Consider the following 20,613-nt stretch of genomic DNA (forward strand, 5'->3'; position numbering starts at 1 on the left):
ATGGCGGCACTTAGGCGCGAGATGCTTATCTCGCATGATTCGCACGAGACTCGGGTCGCGCTGCTCGAGAACCGGGCACTCGTTGAGCTCTATGTAGAGCGCCCCCGTCGCTCGGTTGTCGGGAACGTCTACCTCGGCAAGATCAAGGATGTCCTGCCGGGCATGCAGGCGGCCTTTGTGGACATAGGACTCGAGAAGAACGCGTTCCTCTACGTAGACGAGGTCGTCGCGTTTGAGGGCGTGGAGGCGGGTGGCCGCCGCTCGATTGCCGACATTCTCGCTCCTGGTGAGGATGTAATGGTGCAGGTGCTCAAGGATCCGATGGGGACCAAGGGCGCGCGTGTGACCACCGATATCACGCTTCCCGGCCGCTTCACGGTGCTCATGCCGTACTCATCGTCCGTGGGCGTGTCGCGCCGACTTCCGGAAGCGGAGCGCGACAGGCTCCACGCGGTGGTGATACCGCTTGTACCCGACGGGATGGGCGCGATCGTTCGCACTGTCGCCGAGGGCGTCTCGGATAAGGAGGTCGCGGGCGACCTGGAGTTTCTTCTGCGTTTGTGGAAGCGCGTGAAACACCAGGCCGAGGAGGGACTGGCTCCCGAGGTCGTCTATACCGAGATGGACCTAGCGCTCAGGATCGTGCGCGACGTGTTCTCCGCGGGCTTCGAGCGTCTCATCGTCGACGACAAGGCGCTACACGCCAAGCTCGTATCCTTTATTAAGAAATCATCCCCCGAACTTGTTCGTGCTGTGATGCTGCACCGGGAGCGCACGCCGCTTTTCGAGGCGCATGGAGTGCTTGAGACGGTCGACTCGGCGTTACGGCGCACGGTTGAGTTGCCATCGGGAGGCTCGATCGCGATCGACCGGACGGAGGCGCTCACGGCGATTGACGTCAACAGCGGCCGGTTCGTGGGCCGAAAGAGTCTCGAGGACACGGCGTACCGGACGAATCTTGAGGCTGCCGAGGAGATCGCACGCCAGCTTCGACTCCGGGACATCGGCGGGATCATCGTCATCGACTTCATCGACATGGAAGAGTCTGCGCACCGCAGCGCGGTAGTGGCGCGCCTTTCGGCGGCGCTCGAGCGGGATCGCACCAGAACGCGTGTGGGAGAGATGTCGCGGCTCGGACTCGTAGAGATGACGCGCAAGAACGTCACCGAGGGAGCGTTTGACGTCATCACCGAGGAGTGCCCGTGTTGCGGAGGAGAGGGGAGGGTTCTCTCGGCGGCCACACGGCGGATCGCCGTGGAGCGCACGATGCGTGAGATGCTGGAGGCGGGGCGTGCCTCGGCGTACCTGCTCGGTGTGCACCCGCAGGCGCACGCGCTGCTGGTGACCCCGGGCAACAACATCGCGGCCGCGCTGAAGGAGCAGACATCCAAGACGGTGGTGATAGTGCCTGACGCGGAGTGCGGACCGCTCGAGGTCAGGGTGCTCATCGAAGGCTCGACAGGGCAGGTTCGCCGGGGCATCAAGGACGTCTTCCGAAGCGCGTGAAGCGGGTTGAGTGCAAAGCGCGCACTGTTGTTCGTCACGGGGGTACTCGTGTTCTCTGCGGTAGGCAATGCCTATGGGGGTGCCGCATACTTCATTCTTGGACATCAAGGAAGTCCGGTATTCAGTTCCGAGTTCCAACAACGACGCGAAGTACACAAATATGAAGTACCGCGATTACGACGGTTCATGGCTGAATTGGAGCGTTCGACCATACTGGACGCCCTCTGTCCCTGAAATCTACTACTAATGGTTACTACTCCAACGGGTACGTCCAGTTTGAATCCAAGCCGTACTGAGGAAGGACTGACATGGAAGGAATTCGCAGAAGGCTCGCGCTCTTCCTGGTGCTGACCGTGGCACTCACAGCAGCTGCTGGATGTGCTGGCGGTGCGGAGAAGGCCGTCCGGGACTCCTCTGATCAGTCCCGCGTCGCGCCAACAACCGAGGGAGGGCCGACAACAGAGAGCCCCTACGTTCTTGGCACTGACGCGGATGACACCTACAGGGAGAAGTTGAGCGCAAGCGGGACTATCGTGGCAGACCTGTCAGAAGCCGCCACGTTGCTTGGGTTTGCTCCCCGCGGACTTGAGTCGATTGAGGGAGAAATTGACACCATTGTCGTGGACGACAAACTGACCGCACCGGACGGCTCTGCGATCGGGGACAAACCAACGGACCAGCGTGTTCTTGCAGTGTTTCTTGCCGACGGGACGATTGTCCAGCAAGCCCTGGGCATTGGCTATGCGAGCTCAGATGAAATGGTGGAGTCACAGTTTGAGGAGACAGGAGCGCAAGGATACAAGCATCGAATCTCCCTCGCTACCGTTGAGGCTGTCGCCTGGGACGGAGGCACCCACGCTATTCAGCTTGAAGACGGATCGGCGATGGAACTCGAAGTACCGAGTGCGCTGATTATGTGGTATGCGGAAGGACTCGTGACCTCTGTCGCATCGGAGCACGAGATGAGCTACAAGAAGTTGCTACCTGTGGCGACCGAGATTTCGCAACGCGTCCGCTGATCAGGCTGCTCGGCCAGGCTGGGGGAGGGCCGCTGTCGACCGTCTACGACGGCAGTGAGGAGCGCCCGTGGGTGGTGGTGGGCGAGACGATTCTCGGCGAGTTGATCGTCGTCCCGCTCAACGATGCGCGGAACCCCAAGTGGTGGACGCCGGTGATCGCGCAAATCCACATGCGCTTTCCCGGCAACATCAAAGACGGGCAGGTCGAGCTTGCGCACGCGTGGACCGCGCCGAGGAGGTCGCCTCTGCGGTCGCCGCCCGCCAGCCGCTACGCTACGCGGGCTACACCTACGACGCGCACTCGGCCACCTACTACCCCTCGGCCCGCCACTACGACCCAGCCACGATGCGCTTCCTCACCAACTCCACTCTCTCATCTCAGGTCAGTCCGACTCCCCAGCATGAGTGAATGGCAGTACTTCTCCGTAGCGGGTACCATGAACATGGAGGTTGATCATGGTTATGACGCTCGAGAAGAAGCACGATGTCATCGCCGGACTGTGCCGCAAGTACGGGGTCGTCCGTATGGATGTCTTCGGCTCGGCGATACGCGAAGACTTCCGCGTGGGCGAGAGTGACATTGATCTGCTCGCCGATTTCGGCGATCAAGATCCCTTCGAGCTTATCGACGCTTACTTCGGTCTGCTCGACGATCTCCGTGCGCTTCTCGGCCCCAAGGTCGACCTCGTCATGAGCGACGCTATCAAGAACCGCTACATCCGTGCAGAGATCGAGCGCACGAAGCAAGCACTATATGTGGCGTGAACCTCGCTCGTGGTGCGCAGTGAGCCGCCTCAGGAGTCCGCGTTATTCGTCAACTAGCCCCCGAGTTTGTGATGCTTCCAAGTGCGAAGTGTGCGAAGTGCGCGTTGACGCTGGTAGGGCCCTCTGCTAGAGTATCCCTTCGCGCATGGAAGCGATAAGAGAGGGAAACGATGTACGCTGTGGTATCTACCGGCGGTAAGCAACTCAAGGTCGTGAAGGGTGCCGAGGCCGTCGTCGAGAAGCTTGATGCGGCTGTTGGTGAGACAGTTACCTTCGACGTCTTGTTCGTCGCTGACGGTGACGCAATCGTCGCTGATCGGGACGCGCTCGCATCCGCTCTTGTCACCGCTGAGGTCGTCGAGCACTTCAGAGGCGACAAGCAGATTGTGTTCAAGTTCAAGAAGCGCAAAGGCTACAAGCGCCTCAAAGGTCACCGGCAGGATCAGACGAGAGTCGTGATCACCGATGTCGCGCTCGCGGGTGGCACCAAGGCTGTCCCCAAGCAGCCGGCCAAGGCCGCCCCCAAGAAAGCCGTTGTTGCCGAGACATCCGCAGAGCAGTGTGAAGCCGTGAAGTCGAGCGGTGAGCGATGCGGCAACAAGCCCAAGGATGGTTCTAGGTACTGCGGAGTCCACGCGAAAAAGTACGACGCGTAGCGCAGCACCTCACATATACCGGATCGAGTCATACTTCGGCAGGTGCCGTGGTATGGATGCGCAAAGGCAGGGAGAGAGATGGCTCACAAGAAAGGCCTCGGTTCGACCAAGAACGGTCGCGATTCGAAGGCAAAGCGGCTCGGCGTGAAGCGGTTTGGTGGAGAGAGCGTGAGTGCTGGCTCGATTCTCGTGCGTCAGCGGGGAACCCACTTCCACCCCGGTGACAACGTCGGTCGCGGCGGGGACGACACGCTGTTCGCGATGTCGGACGGTGTGGTCGAGTTTACGAAGGGTCTCAAGCGTCGTGTGCACGTGCGACCGTTCGAGGGATAGCATCCATTACGTCCGCTCGTGCGAGTACGACCGTCAACTACGGACCCTCCGCCAAGAGTCGGGCGGGGGGTTTTCGTTTTTTCGCTCGCGCCACGCGACGCGTGGTGTGTTTCCTCCGACTCGAATGAGGGTGCTCCATGTTCGTTGATGAAGCGACAATACATGTAAAGAGCGGCCCAGGCGGCGGCGGCTGCACATCGTTTCGCCGAGAGGCGCACGTGCCCAAGGGTGGCCCGGACGGCGGCGACGGCGGAAACGGCGGTGACGTCGTTGTTCAGGCCGACGCCACTTCCTCAAGCTTGATCGACTACCACTACCGGCGTCACTACAAGGCACCGCGAGGGATCCACGGGAAGGGCTCGCGTAAGCATGGCGCGACGGGAGAAGATCTCGTGCTTCCCGTGCCGCTCGGCACGATCGTCCGCGACGCGGAGACCGGTGAGCGCCTCGGCGACCTTGTGCACCACGGTCAGCGGGTCGTGGTCGCGCGGGGCGGCAGGGGCGGCAGGGGAAACATCCACTTCGTGACGCCTACTCGGCGGGCACCGGCCTTTTCTGAGCTCGGCGAGCCCGCCGAGGAGCGCACGCTCGCTCTAGAGATGAAGCTCATGGCCGACGCAGCCCTTGTGGGTTTGCCCAATGTGGGCAAGTCCTCGCTCATCGCACGTCTCAGTGCCGCCCGGCCCAAGGTCGCGGACTACCCGTTTACGACCCTCGTGCCCAATCTCGGCGTGGTGCGCGCGGGTGAGCACTCCTTCGTGCTTGCCGACGTACCCGGCCTCATCGAGGGGGCGAGTGAGGGCGCCGGTCTCGGTCACGCGTTCCTGCGTCACATCGAAAGGACGGCGCTCATTATTCACGTGGTCGACCTCACCGGAGGCTGGGAGGGTCGCGACGTGCTTGAAGACGTTGCCGTCATCGACCGTGAGCTCGCCAGTCACGCCGAGGAGCTCGCCGAGCGGCCCCGGGTGCTCGTGGGCAACAAGCTCGATGTTCCCGGTTCCGCCGAGTCCTCAGAGATTTTGGCCGCATACGCCGATGAGTGCGGGATTTCATACTTCGCGGTGTCGGCCGCAACCGGCGCGGGCCTCGAAGCGCTCGCGCTCGCGGTTGGCGGACTCGTGTACGAGTTACGCTCGGAAGGTGCCGAGATGGACGGCCACGAGGCGCCGGAAGCTGTGTACACCCACGCGCGTCGTACCGACCGCGGGTTCGAAGTGAGCCGTACGGGGGCGCACTCGTTTCAGGTTCGGGGCAAAGGCATCGAGCGTATGGTTATCATGACCGAGATTGGCAACGAAGAGGCTGTGGCGCACTTGCAGCGGCGGCTCGCCAAAACCGGGGTTGAAGCCGCGCTTATCGAAGCCGGAGCGCGCGACGGGGACGAGATATCGATCGCCGCGGTCACGTTCGAGTTTGAAGGCACGCGCGCAACCGATCCCGCGCAGGGCGCCATAGAAGATGATGATGGAGGGGGCGGGTAGCGTGGCGGTCACTCGGCGAGTCGTCGTGAAGGTTGGGACATCGACCCTCGCGCCCGAGGGCCAAGGTCTCGACCGGGCATACGTGGATTCGCTCGTAGGGCAACTCGCCCAGCTCGCCAGTGACGGCTACGAGATCGTGCTCGTCACATCAGGCGCGATTGCCGCAGGCGTTGAGGTGCTCGAACTAGGTAAGCGGCCTTCCGATATGCCCTCGCTTCAAGCCGCTGCGTCCGTCGGCCAGGTGCAGGTGCTCGGAATGTATGCCGCTCTGTTTGCCGCGCGGGGTATTTCGGTGGGCCAGGTACTGCTGACACGTCACGACACGGCGCACCGTCAGGCGTTTCTCCACGCTCGCGACACCCTTGAGCGATTGCTCGCCCTCGGCGTGATCCCGGTTGTCAACGAAAACGACACCGTGGCGGTCGACGAGATCAGGTTTGGCGATAACGACACCCTTGCCGCGCTTGTCGCCACGATGATCCGTGCAGACCTCGTTGTGCTTCTCACCGACATCGAGGGACTCTACGACGCCGATCCTCGGCATGCCGCTGAAGCCCAGCTGTTGCAGCGCGTGGATGAGCTGAGCGAGCAAGTCGTCTCGGCGGCTGGGGGAAGCGGGTCTTTGGTAGGCTCTGGCGGCATGGCGACTAAGGTGGAGGCGGCGCGCGCGCTGATGAGCTCGGGCATCCCGATGGTTGTCTGCGACGGACGCCGGGCGGATGTGGTCCTCGACGCGGTCGCGGGCGTGGATGTAGGCACGCGATTCGAGGGAGGAAGTGCGAGCCGGGGCGCCCGGAAGTCGTGGATCGCGCTTGGCGGTTCGCCGCGTGGCGAGGTTGTGCTTGATGAGGGTGCTGTCGTGGCGGTTCGCGAGCGCGGAAAGAGTCTCCTTCCGGCTGGCGTGACGGCGGTCTCAGGAACGTTTGTGCCCGGTGATGCGATAGTATTGAGGGGTCCCGACGGGGGAATTGTTGCTCGAGGACTGGCGGGTGTGTCTTCCGCGGACCTCGTTGCCATCAAGGGCCTGTCGTCGAGTGACATCGAACGGGTGCGTCCGGCGGCTGCTGGCCGAGAGGTCGTACACCGCGACCACCTTGTGATCGTGTGACGGTAGACGTATTCCGGTCGTGGGATGGGCGAGGCGGATTTATCCGCCGAGAAGGGATGGACCGATGTCGGAAGTGATGAACCTGGCGATACGCGCGCGGCAGGCAGCCGTGCGTCTCGCTACCACCTCCACGGAACAGCGCAACCGTGCCCTGCTCGCCATGGCTGGCGGCCTCATGCACAACGCCGATGAGGTTCTTGCCGCCAACGCGCGTGATGTGGAGGCGGCTCGCGCGAAGAACGTCGCTCCCTCGCTGATCGATCGTCTCCTGCTCGATCCGGGGCGGCTCAAGTCGATCTCGGAGGCGCTCAAAGCGCTGTCGCTTCTGCCGGACCCCATCGGAGAGGTGATTGAGGGGCATACGCTTCCCAACGGCATTACGCTCACCAAGGTGAGAGTTCCCATCGGCGTGGTCGCGATGATCTACGAGGCGCGGCCAAACGTCACCGCCGACGCCGCCGGCTTGTGTCTTAAGACGGGCAACGCCGTGATCTTGCGGGGCGGTTCGCTCGCCGCCAACTCCAACACGGCGCTCACCTCCGTTCTTGCCAACGCCGCTAGTGGGGCTGGCATGCCGGAAGGATGCATCCAAAGTGTGGAGTCGCCCGAGCGTGAAGCTGCCGAGGAACTCATGGGGCTTCACGGCTACATTGACGTCTTGATCCCGCGCGGCGGGGCCGGGCTTATCAGGAGCGTGGTGCAAAACGCGAAAGTCCCTGTCATCGAGACTGGTGTGGGCAACTGCCACATCTACATCCATGAGGCCGCCGATCCCGATATGGCGCGTTCGATTGTTGTCAACGCCAAGTGCCAGCGGCCCGGCGTGTGCAACGCGGCCGAGAGCCTGCTCATCGACGAGAGCATCTACGAGCGCGTCTTGCCGCCCATCTTGAAAGAGCTGGAGGCCAACGGAGTCACCATCATCGCAGATGAATACGTCCGCGCGCTCGGTGCGGTCATGCGAATCGAGCCGGCTACCGAGGAGGACTGGGCGACCGAGTACCTCGATCTCAAGATATCGGTCAAGGTCGTTTCCGGGCTCGATGAGGCTGTGCGTCACATCAACAAGTATGGTTCACAGCACTCAGAGTCAATCGTCACGGGGGATTACGCCGCAGCTCGCCGTTTCCTTGCCGAGGTGGACGCGGCGGCCGTCTACGTCAATGCGTCCACACGCTTCACCGACGGCGGGGAGTTTGGCCTCGGTGCGGAGATCGGCATCTCGACGCAGAAGCTTCACGCACGTGGCCCAATGGGCCTGGCTGCGCTCACCTCGACAAAGTACCTGGCGATGGGAAGCGGTCAGATCAGGCAGTGAAAAAGATGTCTCGCCTCGGCATAATGGGTGGTACGTTCGACCCCATCCACCTCGGCCACCTTGTGACGGCCGAGGAGGCGCTTGTGCAGTTCAATCTGGACGGCGTCGTATTCATGCCAACCGGCCGTCCGGCGCGCAAGACAGACAACCCCGTGACCGCTCCGGAGCACCGGTATCTCATGACCGTGATCGCAACCGCATCCAACCCCAATTTCGATGTGTCCCGGATCGAGATCGACCGCCCAGGGCTCTCCTACACCGTCGACACGTTGCAGAAGCTCAGAGACGATCATGGCGGCGAGACGGAACTCTTCTTCATCACCGGAGCTGACGCCGTGTGGGAGATTGTGACGTGGAAGGAGGCCGAGCGCTTCCGTGAACTCGCGACGTTCATTGCCGCCACGCGTCCTGGTTACGACCTCGACGCGGCGCGCGCGCTGCACGCCGAGGAGCTCTCCCGCATTCGAATCGAGTTCATGGTAGTGCCTGCGCTTGCGGTGTCGTCAACTGAGATCAGGAATCGCGTCGCGGGGAGTCAGCCCGTCCGCTACCTCGTGCCCGAGCCTGTCGGCTCCTACATACGAAAGTACGGGCTCTATCGGGAGACGCGGTGAGGAGCGCGTCAGACGTGGATGCGATCCGGGCCCGCTTCGACGGCAAGCTGAGTGAACGGCTCGGTGAGCAGGGGTACCGCCACTCGCTGGCGGTGGCCGAGACAGCCGCGGCTCTCGCGGGCGCATACGGACTCGACTCAGATACCGCTTTCGTCGCAGGCATGTTGCACGACTGGGCGCGCGCGGAGCGCGCTGAGGATCTGCTCGCCGCGGCAGCAGCCATCGGTATTGAGGTGACGGCCACTGACGCAGCGGTACCGTATCTGCTGCACGCAAAGGTAGGCGCGCGGCAACTCGCCGAGGAGTTTCCTGAGCTGGGAGAGGCGATTGTCGAAGCCGTCGCCGCACACACGCTCGGAGATGTCGAGATGAGCGATCTTGCCCGCGTGGTGTACATCGCGGACTTGATCGAACCGGACCGGCGGATCGATGGAATCGCGGAGATTCGCGCCGCGGCCGGAGAGGTCTCCCTCGCCGAGCTGTTCGCGCGCGCTTACGCGCTTTCCATCACGCGCATCGTGGGCGGGCGCCGGAGACTCCACCCGCACACGGTCGCTGTGTGGAACGCGATCGTGTCTGAGGGCGGTGCGTGATGGCGCGCCGGAATCCGCGGAAGGCGCGCCGGATTGCCGCCGCCGAGCCGCCTCAGATGCCGAGCGGCTGGCGCTCAACTCGCCGTGGCTCGCGCGCGCGCAAGCAAGCCGAGCGCGCGATGAGGGCGCACGCGGCGAGAGAGCGGGCGAGCGGCGCGGCGCGCACGGCCGTGCGAACCGCTCGCAACACCGTCTACCTCGCTGGCATGAGCCTGGGCGCTCTCGCGCTGGGCGTGCTGGTGCTGTGGCTCTCGGCGCTTGCCATCAATGGGATTGCGCGGTGGAACGCTGAGAGGATCGCCGCTATCGAGGCCTCTCCAGAGGCGTTGAGTATCAAGGCGCGCGACAACCTCCTGGTCATCGCGGTGACCGAGGGAAGAGCCACAGGCTTCCTCGCGCTAAGGGTCGTGCCTGAGCAGCAGCAAGTGTTTGGCATTGCGATACCGGACGCGGCCTTCATTGAGGTGCCTGGGCAAGGTTTTACCAGGGCCGGAGACAGTTTCACCGAAGGTCCTGACACCTCGCTTGCCGCCGTCACCAACTTTTTCAGCGTGCCGTTTACCACGTACCTGACGGTCGACTCGGCGGCATATCAGGCGGCGCTGACCGGCCAAGATGTACGCGGGTTGTTCGCGGGAGTTGTCGATAGCAATCTCGAAGCCGATGCGCTCGAAAGGTGGCGTGTCGCGGTGGCTGAGATACCGGTGGCCAACGTCGCGCTTGTGCCTATGCCGGTAAAGCCGCTCAATGTGGGAACGCAGACGTATTTTGAGCCACAACGCGAGGAGATCGCAGATCTTGTTGAGGCGTGGTGGGGGGTTGCTATCGATGCCGAGGATCGAGCGATCCGCGTCATCGTGTATAACGGTGCGGGTGTTCCAGGAATCGCCGGTGAGGCGGCCGGGGTGCTGATCCGCTCGGGATTCCGAGTTATCGACACGAAGAACGCGGACACATTCGATTACACGGAGACACAGATTATTGTGGAGCAGGGCGACGAGAGCACGGGAAACGCGGTGCGCGATTCGATTGGCGTAGGCGCGGTCCTCGTGCAACCGTCTGAACAGAGGGTTGCTGACGTGATCGTGATCATTGGTGCGGATTTCACGCCACCAGGATCACCCGAGGGATAAGGACGGACCAGGATTAATGAGCGATAACGAGATATCAGAGCCCCGGGAGCTTACCGCCGCCGAGATCGCGATCACAGCGGCGCGAGCGGCCGCAGAGAAGAAGGCAGCAGACATCGTGGCGCTCGACGTCGCGGCCTTGCTCGTTGTGACGGACTACTTTGTGATCTGTAGCGGAAACACCGATCGGCAGGTTCGCACCATCGCCGAGGAGGTCGAGTCTGTCATGAAGCGGGCGGGGCTTCCGGCGATAGGTGTGGAGGGCCAAGCCGAGGGCAAATGGATTCTCATCGACTTTGTCGATGTCGTAGTGCACGTCTTCCAGCCCGCTGAGCGTGATTTCTACCGTCTTGAGAAGCTGTGGAGCGACGCTCCGCGACTCGAATTGCCTGAGGACATCACCGGACAGGTCGCGAAGGCCCTGCCAGCGGACTCGGCGGGAGCGGACTCGGCGGGAGCGGACACCTAGGTGACAGCGGGTTCGGCCACGAGCTGGGTGACGCTTGCCCTCGTTGGGGTGGCCGCCATCTGGGGCGCGACCTTCGTCATGGTCAAGGACGCCGTCGAGCGCTACCCGCTCTACGGGTTTCTCGGCCTTAGGTTCGCTATCGCGGTAGTAGCGTTCAGCGTGCTGTTTCCGCGTGCGTTTGCCCGCCTCGACCGCGGAACGGTGCAGGTTGGGTTGCTTGCGGGGGGGATGCTCACGCTTGGGTACGTGTTTCAGACGTGGGGACTGCAGGGCACGACCGCGAGCAAGGCGGCGTTCATCACCGGAATGTTCGTCATCATCACGCCTATCATGCAGGCGGTTTTGTTGCGACGGACTCCGCGCCTGCTTACCGCCGTTGGCGCGGTGCTGGCGTTCATCGGGCTGTGGTTCCTCTCTGGTGCCGGTGGTGGAGGGTGGAACGACGGTGACACTCGTGTCTTGCTTTGCGCGGTTGCGTACTCGGCCCACATGATCGTGCTGGGGTCGCTGGGAAGAAAGCATGACGTCGGGGCGTTGACTCTCATGCAACTGATGACAGTCGCGGTGGTGTGCGGCGCGATTTCGCTTGCGACAGAAAGTCCGGGGCTTCCGCCTGACAGCGGCGTGTGGATCGCGCTCGGAGTGACCGGCGTGTTGGCCTCGGCGATCGCGTTTTGGGTGCAAACGCTTGCGCAACGCTACATCTCTCCGGCCAAGACCGCGCTCGTGCTCATTTTGGAGCCGGTGTTTGGCGGGATGTTTGGGTGGCTCGCAGGCGAGGCTATCGGGGTGGGTGGACTCGTGGGAAGCGGGTTGATTCTCACGGGGATGATACTCGCCGAGGTGGTGGGCGCGGCCGCGCACCCCCGCGAGGGTGTCGAGTTCGAGCCGAGTCTTGAGGGTATCCCGGTGCCGGTCGCGTCGCGCTTGAGCGATACGGATGCGCGGGACTTGTAAGGCGCGCTGGCCGGGCGCGCTGTGGCCGCGTTACGGCAGCGGGAACGGCAGCGGGAAGTGTTGACCGTGCTTGGGTGCCTGGTATACTAGCGCCTGCCGTTCAAGCGGTATGTGATACGGGGCCTTAGCTCAGCTGGGAGAGCGCATGGCTGGCAGCCATGAGGTCAGGGGTTCGATCCCCCTAGGCTCCACCAAAAGTGTCTTAACTGAACCATGTGCCAAGAAAGACGCCATTGAACGGCGTGCACGACGGTTCAGTGATGGTTTCGCAGGAAGCCCACTCTCAGCAGTGGGCTTCTTTGCATTCTCGGCCGACTGACCCTCGATCGCTGTTCGCAAGTCGGCACCGAGGAGTGTATCGAACGGTGGCGCGAGGTCGGGATCGATCGAGCTGTCAGCGTGCACCAACACCCGCCTGAAGAAGACGACGTTGAAGCGCTTCTTGATGCTGTCGGGTGCCAGGCGGTAGGCGCGCCCGCAATCCTCGGCGAGATCGAGTGCTGTCGTCAGATTGCTCTGGATCGTCTCGAAGCGGACGGCCGAGGAGTCCAACTTGGCTTGAACCTCGGTGAGCCTCGCCCTCAACCGTTCCTGCTCACTTGCGAGAAGATCCAACGGAATGGCACCAGCGTAGTGAGCCTCCATGAGCTTCTTGCGTTCCCTTTCCAGCTTCTCGCGCTCGCGATGGAGTGACTTCAGTTCCAGCTCCGCATCATCCTGGGCGGCGCGCAGTTCCTCGCCGAGCATGTTCTCAACGGCCGCGCGAAACTCGGGCTTGAGCGCGACGCGCGCATAGAAGGCCTCAAGCTGCTCCTCAACCTCGTAGATCAGCACAGCCTTCTGTGTGCAGCTGCTGCGATCCCTCTGGCGCCCAAGACACACGAAGTACTCATAGACTTCACCAGATCGCGACGTGGGCTTCTGAATGCCGAGGCGCTCACCGCACTCCGCGCAATACACTGTGCCCTTGAGGAAGTGCGGGTGTCTGCGCGTTCGTTCACCGTGCATATGACTGGCGAGCACGTCTTGGACTATCTGCCACGTCTTGTCGTCAACGAGTGGTTCGTGCTTTCCGGGGTGCAGTGCGCCCTGGAATGTAACCAGCCCGGTGTAGTAGGGGTTCACCAGAAGCTTGTTGAGCTTCTTGGCGTCCACTGGCCTAGAGGGGACTCGCGGTGTGGCCAAGGTCGTCAGTCCTCGATCGGCAACGTGTTCCGCGAGTGTGGCGATGGTCCATTCGCCGGTCGCGTACAGTGCGAATGCCTCCTTGACTAGGGGTGCTCGCTCTTCGTCGACAACCACAGTGCGTACTTCACGTCCATCGCTGTCAACGGTCCTGATGTTCCGGTAGCCAAGTGGCACCTTGCTTACCGTCCCACCGTTGCGGACCTTCTGACTCATGCCCTTGACGACCTCATTGGCGAGATTGCGTGAGTAGAACTCGGCGATGGACGACATGATGCCGTGCAGCAACATGCCGGATGGCGTCTCGTCGATGCTCTCGGTTGTCGAGACCAGCCGAACGCCCGCTTTGCTGAGGGCCTTGTTTATCTCGACGTCGTCCTCACGGTTGCGTGCCAGTCGGTCGACCTTGTGGACGATGACGTAGTCGACTTCGTTCTCGGCGACATACTCGAGCATGTTCTGCAGCTCGGGTCGGTTGACTGATTTCGCGGATGCCCCACGATCGACAAACTCCTTGACTACTATAGCCCCGAGCGACGCGGCCTTACGTTTGTTGGCCTCGCGCTGGGCCGGAATGGAGAAGCCCTCAGCTTCGCCGCCTCGGTGGGCCTGATCGCGCGTCGATACGCGCAAGTAGGAAACGGCGGCTTTCGGGACGAGACTCTGGGCGAATGCGTCCGCGAATGGTGCTGACATCGTTGCTGCTAGTGGGTTCATTGCGTTAGGTACCTCGCTTACTTCCTTCCATGTGTACCTCTGATTGCCCACGTCAGCAAGGGCATTCTCGCCGTCACCCCCGTACATATTCTGACCTGCGGTGTTGTCGAAATCGCTACGCTCCATGGCCAGTCTCCTGTGGGCCGATTCCGGCCTTGATCAGTGAGGGCAGATCATCGATCTGAACGACCGCGTAGAGGTCTCTGCTGAGGCCGGGCGTCCTGGTAATGTGACTCCGCAGAGTGTTGGTGCGCTTGGCATCCGGGGTGATCCACACGACCGCAGGGAACACCCCGATGCGCTTCCGCTCGGCGCCGGTCTCGCGGTAAGCCTCGTATCTGAGGCAAGCTCGAACGACCCGAGAAGGCGGTTCGGTACTGCGGTCAATCTCAAGAAACCAGTGATCTTCGTACTGACCGCACATCGTCACTAGCGAGAGATCCGGCTTCAAGTGGACCACGCCGCCGTGTCTGCCGCTGTATGCCCTCCAGCAGTCCGGTTCGCGCAGCAACTCGACTATAGAGAAGTTGCCGCCTCTGTCGGCCTCTGACAGCCTCAGGCAGACCTCAGCGACGGCCAAAGTGTGCTCGAGAAAGCTGGTCGTCGGCTCATGCGCTCTGTACCGCGCTGGAAACCCATCCGTCTCATGAGCAGTCCGGAGCAAACGGGCACCGGCCTCAGTGAGGGTCCAGACGTGGGAGCCGGACCCAGCTCGCACGCCGCCGACCCGCCTATCTAAGTGAAGGACGAGTCCAAGGTCCGCCAGTCTTGCCAGTGACCGATTCGTGGCGCGGATGGCGGCTGTGTCGGTGGCATGGTCGGCAAAGTGATGTCTGCGGACTTGATGCGACGTCAGGAACCGGTTCTTCGCTACTTCCTCGATCACACCCATGTCTCGCTCAGACAGCTGGCTCCGTATTGCCTGGAGCCGCCCGCGACTCACTCGTGGGCGGCTCATCGCTCGGCCTCCCGGCGGTAGGAAGAAGGACGCCACCAGTAGTGGGGGACAGTCTTATCCCTTGCCGGCCCCATGGACGCCCGTGAGCCGCGACTATCGGCCATCGTCTTCGACACGACTGGTCGCCCGACAGGACAGCTCATGACGACCTCCTCAAGCGACGACCGACCGCCTCAGTCGCCTCGTTAGCAGGCTTAGATTCATGACCGAGTCCGATTGCCTCGATGACAGCTGCTTCAACCTCTGCGGCTGGACTGCCGTAGGCCTCAGCGCTGGCAGCACGCAGATGCTCCGGGTTGCTGATTGGCCGACTGGCCGCGAGAGTCTTGCCTGAGATCCAGCCGGTGGAATGACCACCATGCATGAGATGGGCGTAGACGCCGAAGCGCGGCAGCAACATGAAGTCCCGGACCTCAAGCTCCGGAGCCATCGCCGCCATGTCGTGGGCGTCACCGGCATTGAGTCCAAAGACGATCTTGTTACGCGCATTGGCGTCGACTCCAGCCCGCAGACTCGCTGGCAGCTGATTGCGATACTGGTGTGCCAATGTGAAGCCGACGCCAAGTCCACGTGCCTGCGACAGCGCATCAGCCAGATCGGTCGGTAGCGTCAGGTAGTCCTGGACCTCATCGATGAACACGCTGACGATGTAGCGGCGCTCTGGAGAGAGGGTGGCGCGCGACAGTATGAGGGGCCAGAGCTGCGCCACGACGAGTGAACCGAGCAAGCGCGCACCCTCTGAGCCGATCAGACCCTTGTTGAGCGACACCAGCACGATCTTGCGCTTCGAGAATAGGTCGCTCATGTCGAACTTCGGTTCGGTCTGTCCAAGCACTGCTCTTAGGGCGGGGCGAAGCAGGAACTGGCGGAGCTTGTTCAGGACCGGCGCGATCGCTTGATCGCGTTGCGCTGGGCTCATCGCCTCGAACGCATTCCAGAATGGCTCGAGGCCAACCGGGTCAGATAGGTGCGTGGTCAGGCTTCGGCGGAAGCGAGCATCGGTCAGTAATGATGGCAACCAGACCAGAGTGGAGTTCGGCGTCTGGGCCAGCGTCAGCAGTGCTCCGGTCAGGATGTCTTGAGTGCGCGGACCCCATGAGTCGGCATAGAGTTCTTTCAGGACGGCGAGGATGCCGTCAGCTACGAGCGAAGGGTTCTGTCGCTTGCTCACAAGTGGGTTGAGCCCGACCGGGCATTTGTCGGCCGGATCGATGACGACGACATCGCGTTGACGGGACTCCGGAACGCGGGCGAGAATCTCCGTCGTGAGATCGCTCTTCGGATCAATGACCAGCACGCCGCGTCCGGCTTGGATGTCAGCCATGATCAGGCTGAGCATGGCATTGCTCTTACCCGAGCCGGTCGGCCCGAGTAGCACGGTGTGCTGCAAGGAGTCGTGAGCCGAGATGCCGAGCTTCACTGTCTCTCCGGCAGCGCTGGAAACAGCAAACGTTCTGTCCGAGTCCTTCAGTTTCAGCGGCGGCGGCATCGACTTCGGATGCACACCACCAATGCCCGGCAGCGTGCCTTCCCCGAGTGGCCAGCCCATTAGTGAGACGAGCTCTGGCGCGGAGAGGGTCAGTGGCCACCGCCACGGGCCACTAGCCGCCTGCACTGCTCGTGGGGCCTCAGGACTGATGTGTAGCCTCACCCCTGCGGCCTCGGCCACCTTGAGGCTGGCGTATAGGCTGGTCAGCAACTGACGAGCCCTGCCTGCGGTCTCTGCCCGAACCCCGAGACGGATGGTGGTCTTGAAGGCATGCGAGTGTGCACGGACCTTCATGCTGGACTTGATTTCAGGTGACACGGGGCGTTCTCCGAACAGAAGCAGGCCCCACCATGTGCTGCGCGGGTCGGCTGTTCGGTCGGAGAGCATATGCGGTTGAATGCGCGGCCCTAAGACAACCTGGAGTACGAGTTCCTCGTGATCCTTCTTGGCTGCAGCAAAGCCAGCCAGCACCGATCTCACTGCCGCCAGCACGCGATCGGTCGACAGCGCCAGCGATGGGTGCGTCATGCGCACCTTAGCCGCGATACTCGGGGTGTGACGCGGCACGTCTTGGCAGAAACGCGCGCCTTCGACATGAGTCGGCAGCAGGTTCGCGACGGCGTGCACCTTGTCGGGTGCACATCCCACGAGGTAGTGGACCTTGCGCGAGTTACCACGAACCTCGAAGACGACATGCCCTACCGTGTGATCGGAGGCTAGTCGGGTGAGTAGTTCCAGGGCGGCCTCCGGCTCGAACGGACGGGGCCATGTGACACCCCGCCAGACGAGGGCTTTCCTACGCGCCAGCATCGTCGGCCTCCTTGGTATGTGACTCGACGTGATCGGCCTGGGCCTGAGCCTCTTCCGCCGCTTGGTGCAGCGCCAAGGCGAGGAAGGCGCGCGACAGCTTACGAGCGTCGAGATCCTCGTTCATCTCTGGTTCAATCCAGACGCGGTTCGATCGCATCGGGCGGCCTCTGCGTCTATGGTTGCTCATGACGCTGCACCTCCTTCCAAATCACCAACGGTCACTCCGGCACTTCTCAACGACGTACCGCCGATCGTTCGCATCAGCTGCGGAAGTACCACCACCTTGCGAGTAGCCAGACGGCCAAGATGACGACGGCCGCGATCGCTAGGACCACCCAGATCTTCAGCAGGATCTGAACGCTGAGCCACAACACGAGGGTCACTCCAAGGAGACTCAACGAAGCGGACCAGAGTCTCTTCAGCATCGAGTCGCTCGATTCGTTCGACATCTTGCTCACCGGCCTCCATCACACACCCTCCGGTAGTGCACGGCTTGGGACCGGGTAGCCGGGAATGTCGAGGTCGGAGTCGATCTCGTTGCCCCAAGCGTCCCAGCCATGGCGGCGACGGCGGGCGAAGATCTCGAGGTAGGGACCGGGCGAGACGCGCTCCACGATGTCGTAGAGTTCTTCTGGCTTGTGGCTGTGGTCCTGCAGCGGTGCGAACATCCACGTCGGCTGACCACGGAAGCGGACTGCAACATCCTTGGACTTGCCGCGTGTGCCGAGTAGGACCGTCTCGCTACTGTTGCGCAGGTAATTGCCCAGGGTGAAGCGCGGCTTACACCAGTGCAGGGGACTGCGAACCGTGTAGCCCCAGCCTTCGAGCACGTCGTAGCCGTCCCTCAACGTGGCATTCGTGGTCCAGAGCCAGATGTGGCTGCCCTCGGGGTTCATCAGGTCGGCGATCGGCATAGCCTTGATCGCGTCAAGGGTCATAAGGTTGTAGTGGCGCTCAGCGCCGAGTGAGCCGGTCTGTCCACGCATCCATGGCGGGTCGATGATCGCGGCTCCGTATGTCTTCTTGGTCATAGGAAACCTCCTTTCGTTTACGCGGCGGGCGAACTGAAACCGGCCCGCCGTTCGCATCTAGTGCACACCCATTCGTGGCAAAAGCACAGGTCAGAGGTACCGACTAGTCGGAGCGATGGGACAGGTTGGCATAAGCGGTATACGCACGATTAGTGGAAACGTCAGCCGTTGTAGTGGAATAGACAACGTTCCTACTCGATGTAGCTGTCGAGCTCCTTGCGCTGCGCCTCGAGTGCGGCCCGCAGCATTGCCTGGCAAGTCTCGTGGGCCATGGCGTTGATCTCTCGTGTGCGCTGCATGACGGCGGCTTGCTGGCGCACACGCTGCTCGGCCTCGAACTTGCCAAGCCGTCGTCGCATTGCCGCCTGCTCCAGCGCCCTTGATTCGCGCAGGCCTTCATTCGCCTGACGTGCTAGATCGCAGAGGAAGATCAGGCCCACGATGACGATGAGGAACCACCAGATGGGATGCATTGCCGTCACCACGCCATGATTGCCTTGGAGGCACCGATGCCGTAGGCCATGCTGAGCGCCCTCAGGTTGTCCTCGGCCATGGGCGCCATCTCGATCAGGGTCTCGTGGGCCATGCCTACCGTGGCCGCGCCCATCATGGCGGCTTGGGCGATCTGCGCCCGTCCTTCCTCGCGCTGGCAGGCGATGATGGTGCGCTTGGCCATCAGTTCAACCTCACGCCGAGTGTGGCGCTGTGTCGAGCGCGACATGTGATCGAGCATTTGAATCGCTTGTCCGTTACCCTGAAGAGCCAAGCCAGTTTGGTCAGACATCTCGCATCCTTTCTCGAAGAAGGAGGTCCAGACGCTTCGGTTGCGTCTGGCTGTATCTGACCGCAGAAGCGCGTAGGAGAGATATTGGGCGAAGCGGAGGAATTCCGTATCTCAAACGAAGGACCGGATCCTACGCGCAGCGATTCGCTCCCGAGCGTTGAGCATATTGCGAAGGCCTTGGGTCCTATCGTCCGGAGAGGCCTGCCTGTCGTACCCGAGTTCGATGACGAGACGCTGCTGTCTCTGCCAAACGTACTCATCCGAACCACCGATCCGTGTGATCGCCTTGGCCGGGTTAACGCTCTGGATGAGCTACTCCGATGGCATCTCAGTCGGTATCCGGATGACCGGCTAAAGGAGGTTGTCGCCGTTCTCTTCGGTGCCGCCCAAGGGAGTCGACGCCAACCCATCGGAGACAGGCGCAGGGAGTCGGGAAGGCATCTGGGCGTCAGCGCCGAGCACGTACGCACAGGTATTCAACCAGGCATCCTACAGACGCTGGCCTGGGAGATACATCGCGATGCCCAAGACAGCCTGCCAACGCTTGGGGTGTCGGCAGGCTCTGCCCGCTCTGGTGCAGGCGGTGACTTGGTAGCTGAACGCACCAGTGGCGCGATTGAACAGCTGTATCGCTATCTGCAGGAGGTCACGCTGAGGTTGGAAGCGGCCGACTTCTGCGCGCGCTGTTCACTTGAAATTCCGGCGAGCAATCGGTACCGGGACACTGCGCGGTTCGTTTCAGAGCAGCCGAGCATGAATGGGGACTTGGCGCTGTGGATGTTCACGTACGTGCACTTGTACTTCAACGAGGTGCTTAGGGATAAGGCCAGTCGGGACTTCCTTCGCGAGAATCTGCCGCTCGAGTGGTGGGTGTGGACGCGGCTGGACCGACCGTTTCTTACCGAGGAGCTGGAGGTCCTCCTGCAAGCACTGTCGTCTGCCAAGGATGACGATCCTCACACCTTTGCCTTGGAGCTGATTGAGGGTGAACACGGAGCACTACGTGGGCGTTGGAGCGCCATGCTGGCTTCAGTTGAATGGCCAGTTTCTCCGATCGGCGCGACGATGCCTTGGGAGCGGCCAACGGCCCGGCACCGTGGTGCGGCAATCGAAGCTGCGAGGCTTGCCTGCGCGGTGCTGCAGAGCAGGTTCGGGTCTCTGACTATGGAAGCCAAGGAAGCTGAACGAGAATTCCTCTACTTGGTGGAGAACACGGTGGACATCGCTTTGAGTGAATCTGGGGTCTCAGCGAAAAACAGCGACGGCAGAGCATTAGAGGCGATTCCTCGGGCAGCCTTGGACGCGCGGCCTCCACGGTACTTGCAGACGGCTGACGAGTCAGTTGACTGGGGTGTGCCATTCAGGGAGTGGTTCAGTTCGTAGGTGCTGGAACACAGTCCTCAGTACAATATGCAGTTTTGTGAGCGATATATGCATGTGTTATTCTTAGTGTAGGTTTCAGCGCCATCTTCTGACGCGCTGTCCGTCCCAAGTTCACGCAGGTGTAGGGGGGATTCTGCGTGTTCGTGTCAGCGGCCGGACGTATCATGATGGGGGAGCGCTGCGGATCGCCGGGGATCTCATCCCGGAATAAGAAGATGGAGCACGAAGTATGGCACGCACGGGCAAGACGCAGCACAGCAAGAGAACGGTTCAGCGGCATTGGATAGCCGCTGATGCGCTGAGT

At 62.2% G+C, this 20,613-nt stretch carries 24 protein-coding genes, 1 tRNA gene and 2 pseudogenes; 18 read left to right on the top strand and 9 right to left on the bottom strand.

Annotated elements, in window-relative coordinates; genetic code table 11:
• The 16 genes from KGZ40_08035 to KGZ40_08110 all read left to right on the top strand — a co-directional run bounded on the left by KGZ40_08035 (nt 1) and on the right by KGZ40_08110 (nt 12,645).
• Nucleotides 1-1,506 (top strand): Rne/Rng family ribonuclease, encoded by a 1,506-nt coding sequence (locus KGZ40_08035; protein ID MBS3957460.1) that lies wholly within the window; start codon nt 1-3, stop codon nt 1,504-1,506.
• A 308-nt stretch (nt 1,507-1,814) separates the two neighbouring features.
• Nucleotides 1,815-2,525 carry a hypothetical protein gene (locus KGZ40_08040; GenBank protein MBS3957461.1) on the top strand — a complete coding sequence of 237 codons (711 nt, stop codon included), beginning with the start codon at nt 1,815-1,817 and terminating at the stop codon, nt 2,523-2,525.
• A gap of 220 nt (nt 2,526-2,745) precedes the next feature.
• Entirely contained in the window at nt 2,746-2,934 is a 189-nt protein-coding gene (locus KGZ40_08045) for a hypothetical protein (protein MBS3957462.1), read from the top strand.
• Nucleotides 2,935-2,981: 47 nt separating this feature from the next.
• A complete protein-coding gene (locus tag KGZ40_08050) occupies nt 2,982-3,290 on the top strand; it encodes a nucleotidyltransferase domain-containing protein (GenBank protein MBS3957463.1) in 309 nt (102 codons plus the stop codon).
• Nucleotides 3,291-3,460: 170 nt separating this feature from the next.
• Entirely contained in the window at nt 3,461-3,946 is a 486-nt protein-coding gene (rplU, locus tag KGZ40_08055) for a 50S ribosomal protein L21 (protein ID MBS3957464.1), read from the top strand.
• Nucleotides 3,947-4,024: 78 nt separating this feature from the next.
• Nucleotides 4,025-4,279: a 50S ribosomal protein L27 gene (gene rpmA, locus KGZ40_08060; protein ID MBS3957465.1), complete on the top strand. Its 255-nt coding sequence runs from the start codon at nt 4,025-4,027 to the stop codon at nt 4,277-4,279.
• A gap of 137 nt (nt 4,280-4,416) precedes the next feature.
• Nucleotides 4,417-5,763 (top strand): GTPase ObgE, encoded by a 1,347-nt coding sequence (obgE, locus tag KGZ40_08065; protein MBS3957466.1) that lies wholly within the window; start codon nt 4,417-4,419, stop codon nt 5,761-5,763.
• A 1-nt stretch (nt 5,764) separates the two neighbouring features.
• Nucleotides 5,765-6,871: a glutamate 5-kinase gene (proB, locus tag KGZ40_08070; GenBank protein ID MBS3957467.1), complete on the top strand. Its 1,107-nt coding sequence runs from the start codon at nt 5,765-5,767 to the stop codon at nt 6,869-6,871.
• A gap of 64 nt (nt 6,872-6,935) precedes the next feature.
• Nucleotides 6,936-8,189 carry a glutamate-5-semialdehyde dehydrogenase gene (locus KGZ40_08075; protein MBS3957468.1) on the top strand — a complete coding sequence of 418 codons (1,254 nt, stop codon included), beginning with the start codon at nt 6,936-6,938 and terminating at the stop codon, nt 8,187-8,189.
• Nucleotides 8,190-8,194: 5 nt separating this feature from the next.
• Nucleotides 8,195-8,803 carry a nicotinate-nucleotide adenylyltransferase gene (gene nadD, locus KGZ40_08080; GenBank protein ID MBS3957469.1) on the top strand — a complete coding sequence of 203 codons (609 nt, stop codon included), beginning with the start codon at nt 8,195-8,197 and terminating at the stop codon, nt 8,801-8,803.
• A 14-nt stretch (nt 8,804-8,817) separates the two neighbouring features.
• On the top strand, nt 8,818-9,396 hold the full coding sequence (yqeK, locus tag KGZ40_08085; GenBank protein ID MBS3957470.1) for a bis(5'-nucleosyl)-tetraphosphatase (symmetrical) YqeK: 579 nt from the start codon (nt 8,818-8,820) through the stop codon (nt 9,394-9,396).
• Nucleotides 9,396-10,529 carry a LytR C-terminal domain-containing protein gene (locus KGZ40_08090; protein MBS3957471.1) on the top strand — a complete coding sequence of 378 codons (1,134 nt, stop codon included), beginning with the start codon at nt 9,396-9,398 and terminating at the stop codon, nt 10,527-10,529. The genes yqeK and KGZ40_08090 overlap by 1 nt, the downstream gene beginning before the upstream one ends.
• Nucleotides 10,530-10,545: 16 nt before the next feature.
• Entirely contained in the window at nt 10,546-10,995 is a 450-nt protein-coding gene (gene rsfS / locus KGZ40_08095) for a ribosome silencing factor (protein MBS3957472.1), read from the top strand.
• Nucleotides 10,996-11,952 carry a DMT family transporter gene (locus KGZ40_08100; GenBank protein ID MBS3957473.1) on the top strand — a complete coding sequence of 319 codons (957 nt, stop codon included), beginning with the start codon at nt 10,996-10,998 and terminating at the stop codon, nt 11,950-11,952.
• A gap of 118 nt (nt 11,953-12,070) precedes the next feature.
• Nucleotides 12,071-12,146, top strand: a tRNA-Ala gene (locus KGZ40_08105).
• A gap of 205 nt (nt 12,147-12,351) precedes the next feature.
• Nucleotides 12,352-12,645, top strand: coding sequence for a hypothetical protein (locus KGZ40_08110; protein ID MBS3957474.1), 294 nt, complete (start codon nt 12,352-12,354; stop codon nt 12,643-12,645).
• Nucleotides 12,646-12,759: 114 nt separating this feature from the next.
• Here the strand turns inward: KGZ40_08110 and KGZ40_08115 are convergent.
• Nucleotides 12,760-12,960, bottom strand: a pseudogene (locus KGZ40_08115) (zinc ribbon domain-containing protein).
• On the opposite strand from KGZ40_08115, the gene KGZ40_08120 reads away from it, so the two are divergent.
• Nucleotides 12,934-13,227, top strand: a complete 294-nt coding sequence (locus KGZ40_08120; GenBank protein MBS3957475.1) for a hypothetical protein — start codon at nt 12,934-12,936, stop codon at nt 13,225-13,227. The pseudogene KGZ40_08115 and the gene KGZ40_08120 sit on opposite strands and share 27 nt — an antisense overlap.
• A 99-nt stretch (nt 13,228-13,326) precedes the next feature.
• On the opposite strand, the pseudogene KGZ40_08125 reads toward KGZ40_08120, so the two are convergent.
• The 8 genes and pseudogenes from KGZ40_08125 to KGZ40_08160 all read right to left on the bottom strand — a co-directional run bounded on the left by KGZ40_08125 (nt 13,327) and on the right by KGZ40_08160 (nt 18,926).
• A pseudogene (locus KGZ40_08125) lies at nt 13,327-13,980 on the bottom strand (recombinase family protein).
• On the bottom strand, nt 13,970-14,812 hold the full coding sequence (locus KGZ40_08130; GenBank protein ID MBS3957476.1) for a replication-relaxation family protein: 843 nt from the start codon (nt 14,810-14,812) through the stop codon (nt 13,970-13,972). The pseudogene KGZ40_08125 and the gene KGZ40_08130 overlap by 11 nt, the downstream one beginning before the upstream one ends.
• A 139-nt stretch (nt 14,813-14,951) precedes the next feature.
• Nucleotides 14,952-16,928 carry a type IV secretory system conjugative DNA transfer family protein gene (locus KGZ40_08135; GenBank protein ID MBS3957477.1) on the bottom strand — a complete coding sequence of 659 codons (1,977 nt, stop codon included), beginning with the start codon at nt 16,926-16,928 and terminating at the stop codon, nt 14,952-14,954.
• Between the two features lie 169 nt (nt 16,929-17,097).
• Nucleotides 17,098-17,298, bottom strand: a complete 201-nt coding sequence (locus tag KGZ40_08140) for a hypothetical protein (GenBank protein MBS3957478.1) — start codon at nt 17,296-17,298, stop codon at nt 17,098-17,100.
• A 73-nt stretch (nt 17,299-17,371) separates the two neighbouring features.
• Entirely contained in the window at nt 17,372-17,569 is a 198-nt protein-coding gene (locus KGZ40_08145; protein MBS3957479.1) for a hypothetical protein, read from the bottom strand.
• Between the two features lie 9 nt (nt 17,570-17,578).
• Complete coding sequence (locus KGZ40_08150; protein ID MBS3957480.1) at nt 17,579-18,142, bottom strand: cytosine methyltransferase; 564 nt, start codon at nt 18,140-18,142, stop codon at nt 17,579-17,581.
• Between the two features lie 191 nt (nt 18,143-18,333).
• The gene (locus KGZ40_08155) at nt 18,334-18,627 is read right to left on the bottom strand and encodes a hypothetical protein (GenBank protein ID MBS3957481.1); all 294 of its coding nucleotides are present in this window, start codon (nt 18,625-18,627) and stop codon (nt 18,334-18,336) included.
• The gene (locus KGZ40_08160; GenBank protein MBS3957482.1) at nt 18,621-18,926 is read right to left on the bottom strand and encodes a hypothetical protein; all 306 of its coding nucleotides are present in this window, start codon (nt 18,924-18,926) and stop codon (nt 18,621-18,623) included. Before KGZ40_08160 ends, KGZ40_08155 begins: the two co-directional genes overlap by 7 nt.
• A 588-nt stretch (nt 18,927-19,514) precedes the next feature.
• On the opposite strand from KGZ40_08160, the gene KGZ40_08165 reads away from it, so the two are divergent.
• Entirely contained in the window at nt 19,515-20,309 is a 795-nt protein-coding gene (locus tag KGZ40_08165) for a hypothetical protein (protein ID MBS3957483.1), read from the top strand.
• Nucleotides 20,310-20,613 lie beyond the last annotated feature (304 nt).

The sequence above is a fragment of the Clostridiales bacterium genome (genome assembly GCA_018333995.1).
In the GTDB taxonomy this organism is placed as follows: Bacteria; Actinomycetota; Coriobacteriia; order Anaerosomatales; family SLCP01; genus JAGXSG01.